At 40.9% G+C, this 9,897-nt stretch carries 12 protein-coding genes and 1 tRNA gene; 4 read left to right on the top strand and 9 right to left on the bottom strand.

Annotation, left to right across the window (positions count from 1 at the left end):
* Positions 1-36: 36 nt before the first annotated feature.
* From LZG94_RS20775 to LZG94_RS20755, 5 genes are all read right to left on the bottom strand, one after another.
* Complete coding sequence (locus LZG94_RS20775; protein WP_233793690.1) at positions 37-525, bottom strand: type II toxin-antitoxin system death-on-curing family toxin; 489 nt, start codon at positions 523-525, stop codon at positions 37-39.
* A 2-nt stretch (positions 526-527) separates the two neighbouring features.
* Positions 528-1,613: a DNA-binding protein gene (locus LZG94_RS20770; protein WP_233793689.1), complete on the bottom strand. Its 1,086-nt coding sequence runs from the start codon at positions 1,611-1,613 to the stop codon at positions 528-530.
* Between the two features lie 548 nt (positions 1,614-2,161).
* Complete coding sequence (locus tag LZG94_RS20765) at positions 2,162-2,626, bottom strand: hypothetical protein (protein WP_233793688.1); 465 nt, start codon at positions 2,624-2,626, stop codon at positions 2,162-2,164.
* Positions 2,627-2,628: 2 nt separating this feature from the next.
* Positions 2,629-3,897 carry a site-specific integrase gene (locus tag LZG94_RS20760; protein ID WP_233793687.1) on the bottom strand — a complete coding sequence of 423 codons (1,269 nt, stop codon included), beginning with the start codon at positions 3,895-3,897 and terminating at the stop codon, positions 2,629-2,631.
* A 273-nt stretch (positions 3,898-4,170) separates the two neighbouring features.
* A complete protein-coding gene (locus LZG94_RS20755) occupies positions 4,171-4,428 on the bottom strand; it encodes a hypothetical protein (RefSeq protein WP_233793686.1) in 258 nt (85 codons plus the stop codon).
* Between the two features lie 205 nt (positions 4,429-4,633).
* Between LZG94_RS20755 and LZG94_RS20750 the strand changes: the two genes are divergently transcribed.
* Positions 4,634-4,891 carry a hypothetical protein gene (locus LZG94_RS20750; RefSeq protein WP_233793685.1) on the top strand — a complete coding sequence of 86 codons (258 nt, stop codon included), beginning with the start codon at positions 4,634-4,636 and terminating at the stop codon, positions 4,889-4,891.
* Here the strand turns inward: LZG94_RS20750 and LZG94_RS20745 are convergent.
* Together LZG94_RS20745 and LZG94_RS20740 are read right to left on the bottom strand one after the other, a co-directional pair.
* Complete coding sequence (locus LZG94_RS20745) at positions 4,888-5,469, bottom strand: hypothetical protein (protein ID WP_233793684.1); 582 nt, start codon at positions 5,467-5,469, stop codon at positions 4,888-4,890. The genes LZG94_RS20750 and LZG94_RS20745 overlap by 4 nt on opposite strands.
* Positions 5,470-5,490: 21 nt before the next feature.
* Positions 5,491-6,276 (bottom strand): hypothetical protein, encoded by a 786-nt coding sequence (locus tag LZG94_RS20740; RefSeq protein ID WP_233793683.1) that lies wholly within the window; start codon positions 6,274-6,276, stop codon positions 5,491-5,493.
* Positions 6,277-6,426: 150 nt separating this feature from the next.
* On the opposite strand from LZG94_RS20740, the gene ubiE reads away from it, so the two are divergent.
* From ubiE to LZG94_RS20725, 3 genes are all read left to right on the top strand, one after another.
* Positions 6,427-7,149, top strand: a complete 723-nt coding sequence (ubiE, locus tag LZG94_RS20735) for a bifunctional demethylmenaquinone methyltransferase/2-methoxy-6-polyprenyl-1,4-benzoquinol methylase UbiE (protein ID WP_215235014.1) — start codon at positions 6,427-6,429, stop codon at positions 7,147-7,149.
* Between the two features lie 11 nt (positions 7,150-7,160).
* A complete protein-coding gene (locus tag LZG94_RS20730) occupies positions 7,161-7,829 on the top strand; it encodes a porin family protein (RefSeq protein ID WP_233793682.1) in 669 nt (222 codons plus the stop codon).
* Positions 7,830-7,938: 109 nt separating this feature from the next.
* Positions 7,939-8,013 (top strand) — tRNA-Val (locus tag LZG94_RS20725).
* Between the two features lie 320 nt (positions 8,014-8,333).
* Here LZG94_RS20725 and LZG94_RS20720 read toward each other — a convergent pair.
* The gene (locus LZG94_RS20720; RefSeq protein WP_233793681.1) at positions 8,334-8,504 is read right to left on the bottom strand and encodes a hypothetical protein; all 171 of its coding nucleotides are present in this window, start codon (positions 8,502-8,504) and stop codon (positions 8,334-8,336) included.
* Between the two features lie 470 nt (positions 8,505-8,974).
* On the bottom strand, positions 8,975-9,820 hold the full coding sequence (locus tag LZG94_RS20715) for a sugar phosphate isomerase/epimerase (protein ID WP_233793680.1): 846 nt from the start codon (positions 9,818-9,820) through the stop codon (positions 8,975-8,977).
* Positions 9,821-9,897: the final 77 nt, after the last annotated feature.

Raw genomic sequence — 9,897 nt, 5'->3', positions numbered from 1 at the left:
ATCTTGGTTTTCAAGAAGTCATCAGAACCTATGCCATCAAAAAAGATCTTTGTAAAATTCTGCACCAAGATTAAGTGCTTCATTCTCCTCTTTTACCTGGCTTAGTGCCGAAATAATTTTCAGTTTTAATTCTTCACTATAATCTTCTTCGTTAATAATTGATGTAATGATTTCTTGGAGTAAGTCTTTATCAATGATGTTATCCGCAACGGTAACAGCAATGTTCTCCATCTCGATGATAAACTTATTTACAAAAATATCAAGTCCATTTATTTCGAGAAAAAAAGCTCCTAATGCAATTGAGGTTCGTTTGTTACAATCATTAAAGCAGTGGAATTTATTGATGGAAAAGACTAAATGACATAGCTTTTCTTCAAATGTTGGATAATAGTCGTCATTTTGGATATGCTGCAAGGGGCTGCTGATATCACCATCCTCTTTAACTCCTTCTAATCCACCTGAAATTTTAAGGATTTTATCATGGATTATGATTGCATATTGTTCCGTGAAGTAATTTAATTCCATGATTAGCGATCTTTAAGACGTTCAAACACATCTTTATTGTCTTCAAGTCGCTTTTCCAGATCCATGCTCCGCTCGCCTAAAAACTTTTCGAAATCGTCAGAGCTTACCGCATCCACGTATTCCTTGAGTTTCTCATGTAAAGCATCCCTAAAAGCCAAATCCCTACTTGCCATCAAGCTTCTGGCTTTTTCCCTTAAAGGGCTTACGAAGGCTTCCATTGTTTTATCAAATTCGGCAAATAGCAAATGAGCTTCCGACAGTTTCAATTTTCTACCAAGGCTTTCAGAACGATTTTTCAGAAAACTCGCGTAACCATTTTCATAACTCGAAATCAGATCTAAAACCTCGGAATACATTGTGCTCCGGACGCTCTCTTTAGAGTTCAAATTTAGGATTTGTCGATATTCTTTGGCGTTTTCTTTGAATATGCATTTGTAAATTTTGTCAGTAAGCTGCCCATACTTGAACTTATTATCGTCAATATAGTAATCTAACGCATTGGTAAATTCCTGCCTATAATTATATTCACGGATTATGCTTGGTATGAATTCTTCCTCCCGCTGGTTGATATATTTGGTTTTACCACCCAGTTTTTTATTCAAGACATCAATCACAATGTCCAGGATGACTGTACGAAGCCTTTGGGCATTTTCAGACCCGGTAAGCAGCATACCTATATTTAGAAAGGCCTTATAAGTGAACGTTCCGAGCTGCGGAGTTTTGGATAGGCTATCTAGTTCATGATCAGTAAGTTGAAGGATGTTCACGACATTCATGTCGTGAACATCCTCATTTTCTCTTGCAACCCTCACGAAATCAACGACTTCTTCTTTAAATCGTTTAAGTTTTAGGCCATTGTATAATTCATAGCCGCTCTGCTCGAGTTCAGCTTTGTTATTCTCAAGCAGCCGGTCAATTGTCCGAATGTCGACATCAAAATAATGGGCAACCTGCTGCTTCGTAAAGCGGTATTTTCCATCAAACTTGATACCATAAAAGCCTACTTGGTCATAGACTTCCTGTAGAGCAAGGTTGTTGTTCAATATGTTTTTCCTGTCAAGGCTTGATTCGGTCAAATTCTTGCTCATGATTGTGCTCAATTAACTATATTCTTAATGCTGCCAATTTATATTATCTACTAAGGCAGCGTTCACAGCATGAGTGTCTAGACTTCACTCACGCGCTACCTAAGTCATTTTTTCAAATTTAGGTCTATTTCAATTCTAACGTGGGTCATCTTTTCAGTTTTTGACCCACGTTCAGAAGAACGTGGGTCAAAGAATCGTTTTTCTACACACTTGAACGAAAACACGAGTCGTTTTTCGCCGTTCATCAGCGTATTGACTTCTTGGTTGATGGTCTAGGCAGTTGGAGAACCTGAGGTATTAGTTGCCAAATGACTGATTGATTATCCCTTCCTCTTTGATCCGTAGAAAAATGATCTGAGCTCTTCTTGTAAAGCAATAGGGATATTATTGATTTTCTTAATATCAACTGCATCTTTTTGAAGTGTGGATAAAGCTGATTTTTTAAAGCATTCAAATTGGTGGAGGATTATTGCTGTGCCCAAAGTAGAAGCCTTCATAGCATAGTCTGGGCCATTTGGATTTTTTACCTCATTGAACAAAAAAGAGAATTAGCGGAGAATTCTATCCTTATCCTCTCCTTTAATCTGTGCCCTGGCTCCAATGTAAATTGGTTCCATTTTATAAGACTCATAAATATCAATAACCCAGTCTAAGCAAGTTTGGAGGCGAACTTTATCCTCCTTTTTGGATATAAGCTGAATTCTAGAAGGAAGCGAGAACTTGAAGTACCGTAAAAATTTCTCTTTATTGTCGAAGTGATCATAATGATACTCAAGGCACTCTATTGCTTCTTCAACTGACCCAAAGTAACATAGATAATTGACTATCTCATTCTGGTACCTTATCCTCGATGGCTTTTCTGGAAATGATAAATTGTAAGGATGAGTTGCAGCTCCTATCTCATACAGAAAGTAAGGAGTAAAATCGAGGCTGTCCTGACTCTTAAATCCGAACATTTTTTGTGCTCTTTGAAATTCAGAATATTCAGAGCGATAGTCGTTGTTTTCAGCCATAATTATTCATCTTTAAACCGTTCTTTCCAGATCTCGGAAAGCTGGCGTGCGTATTGTTTTTTGGTTACTTTGATATATGTTAAAAATGCTTTTTCAGTCCTATGACCGGTAATTGCCATGATGGCATAAGTCGGTGTGCCAGCAAGATACTCATTGGTTGCAAAGGATCGCCTGGCGGTGTGGGATGTTATTAATGAAAATTTACTTACCTTTTTCTGAGTCCGAACCTTTCCTTTCTTTTCAAATAACGCCACATCCTCACTCAGATTGGCTTTTTCACCGACTTCCTTCAGATATTCGTTCATCTTTTGATTAGATATAGCTGGGGGCAAATGATTCGGCGTCCGATCTTTGTATTTCTCCATAACCTTCCTGACAATCGGGTGAATCGGGATTTCCAGGTATTCATCTGTCTTTACAGTCTTGGTTTTCAAATATTTGAAATCAGGGGATACGTTTTCAGCTTGTAAAGTAGTAAGGTCAGAAAACCGTAGACCCGTAAAGCAACCAACAATAAAAAGATCCCGTACTTTCTCTAGTCTTGGTTCAGCAGATAGGTCGAGCTTCATAAGCAACTTTATCTCTTCTTCATCGAGATATATTGAATCAACCGCTTTCCGTGGGGTTGAAAACCGCCTACTCTTGAATTCCAGGTTTTCATTTTCTTTGCGTTCAGTTGCCTCGTTAAGAAAAAACTTTAAAAGGCCAGTGTGTTTGTTCTGTGTGTTTTCATTGTACTTCTTAATCTCTACCATAAAACTTTTGAGATCATGATAGAAGTCAAGCGTAATCTCATTAAAACTGATGCTTTTCTTTTTTGATTCTACCTGGAACTCTAAGAGCATCTTTAAGTGTGAGTTATACGTTTTAATCGTATTGGGATTTTTGAATGCTACTACGGATTGAATGTATTTGGCAATGAATTCCGTCAGTCCGGATTTCTGTTTCAATGGAGCAGCTTCGTATCTGTCGATCCTGATTTCACGCTCAAAAAGCGGCTTTAAATCGGCAGGAGTAATAGGAAGCCTTTGGTATAAACGTTGCTGATATATCTTCTGAACTTCATTTCGCCATTTTTCCAAGTTGGCATTTAGCTCTGAATATCCTTCATGACCTGATTTTAATTTTTGGTTTTTAGAATCCCAGAACTTGGGCTTGGCGAATAGATTTGTCGATATGACAACTTGCTCAGTACCATACCGAAAGTACAGGGAAATCAAGCAGATCCCGTTTGGGTTTGGCTTCTTCAAGTAGTATTTTACAGTTGCCATCAGGTGTTTTACTTTATTTAGACAAAAATATTGTATCCACGCTGGTTTACAAACTGGTTTACAGTAAAATGTTGATAAAGGTTATATTTAATTTAATCCTATTTAATATATTTGTTACTAATAAGCCTGAAAGGCAATAATTTAGATTAAATACAACAATGATGAAGTTCAAAGGTTCGATTCCGTCCATCACCACAACTTAAAGCCGCTACGAGCAATCGTGACGGCTTTTTTTGTTTTGGTGAGGATTTGAATAGGATATCAGTGCCTGTGTTATCGGAACAAGTCGAGGTAGTCTTTGAAAACATACAGTTTATTCCGTTGCCCGCCTGAAACCTCTTGAAGTATCTCCAATCTCTCGAAATCGGCCAACAGCTTATAATTGGTGGCCTTAGATTTCTCAGTGATCGCTTCGATTCTGGATACGTCTATAACCGGTTGTTCGTATAAGTACTCGACAATTTTTTTGGCCTCTGCGGAGCGCGTGCCGAAAGATTGAAGTTTGAAGTCAAGGTTTCGTTGTAGCTGCAAAATTCCATCAAAGGTTGAACTAACAAATTGCTTAGTTTAGAAAAGTGACTAAAATAAGGAAATCGCAAGTTTAGTTTCAATCACAAAACTGAACTAAGTATAGCTTCCATATTAAATTATAACGTTACAACTGATTCGTTGTACGGATTTATTTTGGGCTAATATACCTTCGTAAAATAAATCACGGCAAACAAACTATACATCCATGAACTTCAAAATCATCCACCTCCCAAAAACACAAACCGAAATCTGCCTCCACCGTGATTGTAATGAAGCAGGTGAAGAAATTGTTTGTATCAAAACATTCGTGATCAATTCAGATGGAACAGAGCTCATGCTGGAAACGCAGGCGAAATTTGCTAGTGCAAAATCTGCACAAAGTTTTGTCAGCGATTATTCTGAAACGTCGGCAAAAAGCTTTTTACAGCATTGTCTGAAACAAGACAAAATCTGGACAAACTAACCCCCAAAAATCCGCCGATCTGTAATCACAGCCCTATTCATTTCCAAAAACTCACAAAATGATCTAATCTGCATTTCCTGCTGGGAAAGGTCGAGGGAATGGTCGTATTCTTCTTCGTACACCTGGGTAAAATCGGTGATAATATAGCGAAGACTGCGGATGCCTTTTGAGCGTAAGGCAGGGAGGTAAAAATTCTGGTGATTTACTGCGTAGTTGCCTGGTTTATAGTTGCTTGTCGTCTTAATATCCACGGCGAGCATTTTTCCTAAAACATCTACATAACCATAAAGTAAGACGTCATTGAGCTGGTATTCGCAGTAAAATTGCGTGCGTAACATCGGGCGCGGGAGCAACGCCCGGACTTGCGACAGAATCTCCGGATCGAACATTTCCTCGTCAATACCTTTGATCACAGCATCCTCAAAAGAAATCCCCTTTTTCTGCGCGTCGGTTTGCGGAGTCGGCACGCGGTTAACTCTGTTAATCAGCTCCTGCTCGCTCAGATAACCTTTTTCATAGCGGTCGTAGCAGTTCAGGAGGGAGGGGTAAAGTTTGTAGTTAACGTTGTTAAAAGGCATTTGATCGATGTTAGTAATTGTCTATTTTGGCTTCCCGAATTTGTAGTTCAAAGAAAGTGAAAGAAAGCTGAATTTGTCGTCGGGCGTGCTGCTGTACGATTCGGCTTCTTCCGGATTGATCAGCCTCTGGCCGGAAGTCGCATCCATTTTGTCCGTCCGCACAAAATAAAACCGGTAGTCGACGCTCATTTTCATAGCAGGCAACAATGTAAATTCCAAAGTAGTGCCGACGGGCAATATACCTTCACGCGTTTTCTCAATTCCAAGAGGGCCTCTCGCAGGTCCCCAGCGCAGAAAAAGCGGATTTCTTGCGCTTAACTTACTATTCGTGAACCGCACCATTTCATTGTTATCCAGATCGAATGCATTTGCAGCAAAGTAGATCTGCCCAAATCCTCCATAAACCGACAAATGCAGCGGCCCGGGTTCGAGCCGGTTAAATTGCTCAGTCAGGTCCCATTTTGCGAGCAGTTCGATCGTGTTGAATTCATTGATAAAATATGAATTGAAAAACCGCGATTTCTGACCTCCAACTTTGCCGGCATTGTAATCTGTCTGAATAGCAAACTCTTTTGTCAAATACTTCCCCAAACTCAGCCCAATTACCATTTGCATATCCTGTTCATTCAGTTCACCAAAAAATTGTGTCATCCCGCCGCGCAGGGTCAGGAATACAGGCTGCTTTTCTTTTCGATTGTAACTCTTCTTTCCACTAATACCGTTCGTTGAATATCGATTGGAGGCCGGTTGTCCGTAAACTGTAACCGTTAGAAAAATTGCCAGGAAGGCGAGGTATAATTGTCGCATAGATATTGGTTTTTAGCACTTCACCATTTACCTATTTAGACGCCGGTTTACGCTTTTCGTCAACCAGTTACCGTAATATCGCCCGCCCCGTAAACGCGGAACCGCAATTATCTGTTAGATTTGTTCATAGTTGTATTTACCGAAAACGAAATGAGCGTAGTACCATATAAAGACAAAGAAGGCAGCAAACGGGAGCAGGTGGCCGAAATGTTCGATAATATTTCTCCTAAATATGATCTGCTGAACCACGTGCTCAGCGCGGGTGTGGATATCTATTGGAGAAAAAGAGCGATCAAATTGCTGAGAAAACAGCAGCCAAAGATTATTCTGGATATTGCCACTGGTACAGGCGATTTCGCGATCGAGGCGCTGGCGTTGAATCCTGATAAAATTATCGGCGTCGATATCTCTGAGGGAATGCTCGCAGTGGGCCGGGAGAAGATCGCTAAAATCGGTAAACAAGACATTATATCCCTTCAAACGGGCGATTCGGAAAGTTTGACTTTTGCAGACAATTATTTTGACGCGATTATCGTTTCGTTTGGAGTACGCAATTTTCAGAATTTGCTGGCAGGGTTGACAGAAATGAACCGCGTGATGAAGCCAGGAGGAAATTGTGTGGTAGTGGAATTTTCCAAGCCCCGCAGCTTTCCGTTCAAGCAGTTTTACAATTTTTATTTCAAATACATATTACCAATCATAGGAAAGACCGTCTCAAAGGACAGCGCAGCATATACTTATCTGCCAGAGTCGGTTCAGGCGTTTCCTGATGGAGAAGCCTTTCTGGAAATCTATAAGAAAGCAGGTTTTATTAATACCAAATGCATATCACTTACCTTCGGGATCTGCTCCATTTACATCGGGCAAAAATAGTTTTCGGATTCTTGCTGCTACTTTTCGCAGTGCAGGATATTAAGGCGCAAGGTTTGGGTTATAGGCGAAAGCACCTGGAATATTACGACGACAAGCCGATCCATTATGGGATTCTGTTTGCAGTGCCTTTTACCAGATTTAACGTCAAGCATAATAGTGATTTCCTTGCAAAGGATTCGGCATTTGTGATTCAATCGCCCACCCAGGCTTCGTTCCGCATGGGCTTTACCGTTAATGCTTTCCTGACCGAGCATTTTGACCTGCGTACTACCCCATCGGTTTCTTTGTACGAGCGACAGGTTAAGTTCAGTTATCCAAATGGGACGGATAAAATTGAAAAACGCGAGTCTACCTGGATTGAGGTGCCTTTGCTGCTCAAATATAAATCGCTCCGCCGCGTCAATTCCAGAATGTATATGGTGGCGGGGGTTACGCTGGGAATTGAGACGAATGTGAAACGCAGCCGGGGAAACTCTTCGCGACTTGATACGAAATCGACCGATTTTTCAATAGATTATGGTGTGGGTTATGAGCAGTTTTTCGAGTTTTTCAAATTTGCGCCCGAGCTTCGTTTTTCTCACGGATTGACGAATATGTTTCAGCCTTCTAAAAATTCTATCGGTTCCGGGATCAATAAACTGTCCACACATACCGTAACGCTGTATTTAAACTTTGAGTAATTGTCATTTGATTCTCAGTTATTTGTAAGTTTTTTTAATTTTTTTGTCTAAAATATTTGCAGAGGAAGAATTAGTCGCACATATTTGCACTCCGAAACGACGGGGAAAAGGGAGTTTAGCTCAGTTGGTTCAGAGCATCTGCCTTACAAGCAGAGGGTCGGGGGTTCGAATCCCTCAACTCCCACGATAAGAAAAAGGCGCTATTTTTAGCGCCTTTTTTCGTTTCTGATACAATTCCAGAGCATCTGCCTTACAAGCGGAGGGTCGGGGACGGTCGGCCGCTGCCGTTCGAATCCCTCAACTCCCACGATTACAAAAAGGCGCTAGAAATAGCGCCTTTTTTCGTTTCTGATACAATTCCAGAGCATTCGCCTTACAAGCGGAGGGTCGGGGACGGTCGGCCGCTGCCGTTCGAATCCCTCAACTCCCACGATTACAAAAAGGCGCTATTTTTAGCGCCTTTTTTCGTTTCTGATAATTTGATTGAGCATCTGCATTGCAAGCTCAATCAAACTCATACTTCATCTCCAACTTCACTTCGCCCTGGATCTTTGGCACCAGCGAGGTGAAACCAAACCATTCGCCGCCTTGTTCCAAGCCGCTGCCTTTTCGGCCTGTTACAGTTACTTGTAGCTGGTAGTCTCCACTCGCGTCCTTCGATAAGTTCTGTGCCATTTTACGAATATTAACAGGCGAATCGATAGGATTTCCCGAATCAGCTTTCATCCCGACCAGCAAAGAATTTTTTGAAAAATCTATGGATTGCGGTACAAGACCTTGTTTACAACTAAAAAATGAAATGTAGGTCGCCGTATCGTTGATCACCCTGAAAACGATCGGGCCTTCTTCCTCGTAAGTTTTTGCATACCAGTGGTCCAGGAGACACTGGATCTCGTTTTCCTGAATTTGATATTTACTTCATTAAAATAGGGCATCTCGAAAGGACCCGGATCCGGCTGAACCGGAGGGCGGCAGCTACTTGCCAATATCAAACTTAGAAAGAGGAAGCAGATAAGGTTTTTCATGGAGCTAAGGTTTTGATTGAGAGGAATATACTCAGTCAACGAAGGTGACAAATATTCATTATGTACAAATTAATATTTTTATTATAATAATGAATTGTCCTGATTGAAGACGGCCCGTTTTTATTTATGGTAACTTTCTAAACCTTCTTGGTCGCCGAGTAGGCCTAGTATTTTTTTCAATCCTGCAATATTGATCTTCAATCCATCTTCTGCATCTGGCGCAAATTCTTCATTAATAATGCCAATTGGGCCGTTGTAGCTGCTTTTTTGAATAATCCGCATTATTTCCAACTCAGCGTTTCCCTGACCAACCGGTACCACTTTAACCGGATTACCTTTTACCAATCCCGCCAGATTGATTGCCAGTAAATGCGGCAGTATTTTGGGGTAAAATTTAGGGAAGGTTTCGAGGTCAGCTTCGGCATGATGCAGGTTATATACGATCCCGATATTCGCTTTATTAACGTATTTGATCAGTTCCAACTGATTTTCAGGATCTCCGTACCAGCCTCCATGGTTATAAACGCCCACTTTGCAGCCAATTTCAGCTGCCCTATCTGCTATATACGTCAGTGGTTTTGCATGCGCTTTGATTTTTTCCTGCTGCGACATTTTATCGAGATCCTTAATCCCGGCGATCATACACCAGATCTCTGTTTTGATATTGTGTCTTTTCAAAACGTCCAAAATAACAGGCAGCGTTTTGTCATTTTCAGGATTTGGCCCGGAATGCAGCCAGAATGCCTGCAATTTAATATTGTGACTTTTGAGCGCCTCCATTTCAGCGTCAAACTCTGCAATATGCTTTTCACGCCAGTCGTAAGCCAGCATTCTAATACCCAGCTTATTAAGCATTTCCGACCTTTCCACCGGCCCCCGGTTTTTGCTATCGTAAGGGACAATACACCAGGCGATCAGGTTATCCTTTCGAAAAACACTTTTTTGAGCCTGGGATGAACTTGGCATCAACAGTAAAATAAGAATGCATTTTATCAAAAATGCTGCTGTTTTTCTCATGAGTTTGCGCCTGTTCATCCCGGTTT

The sequence above is a fragment of the Dyadobacter sp. CY343 genome (assembly GCF_021390335.1).
Classification (GTDB): Bacteria; Bacteroidota; Bacteroidia; order Cytophagales; family Spirosomataceae; genus Dyadobacter.
The sequence above is the reverse complement of the archived record's forward strand: the minus strand, read 5'-3'. Positions and strand labels throughout refer to the sequence as shown.

Coding starts and splice junctions, on each gene's coding strand:
- LZG94_RS20770 (WP_233793689.1), bottom strand. CDS start 1,613: ATGAGCAAGAATTTGACCGAATCAAGCCTTGACAGGAAAAACATATTG.
- LZG94_RS20715 (WP_233793680.1), bottom strand. CDS start 9,820: ATGCCAAGTTCATCCCAGGCTCAAAAAAGTGTTTTTCGAAAGGATAAC.
- LZG94_RS20740 (WP_233793683.1), bottom strand. CDS start 6,276: ATGCGACAATTATACCTCGCCTTCCTGGCAATTTTTCTAACGGTTACA.
- LZG94_RS20760 (WP_233793687.1), bottom strand. CDS start 3,897: ATGGCAACTGTAAAATACTACTTGAAGAAGCCAAACCCAAACGGGATC.
- ubiE (WP_215235014.1), top strand. CDS start 6,427: ATGAGCGTAGTACCATATAAAGACAAAGAAGGCAGCAAACGGGAGCAG.
- LZG94_RS20750 (WP_233793685.1), top strand. CDS start 4,634: ATGAACTTCAAAATCATCCACCTCCCAAAAACACAAACCGAAATCTGC.
- LZG94_RS20765 (WP_233793688.1), bottom strand. CDS start 2,626: ATGGCTGAAAACAACGACTATCGCTCTGAATATTCTGAATTTCAAAGA.
- LZG94_RS20720 (WP_233793681.1), bottom strand. CDS start 8,504: ATGGCACAGAACTTATCGAAGGACGCGAGTGGAGACTACCAGCTACAA.
- LZG94_RS20775 (WP_233793690.1), bottom strand. CDS start 525: ATGGAATTAAATTACTTCACGGAACAATATGCAATCATAATCCATGAT.
- LZG94_RS20745 (WP_233793684.1), bottom strand. CDS start 5,469: ATGCCTTTTAACAACGTTAACTACAAACTTTACCCCTCCCTCCTGAAC.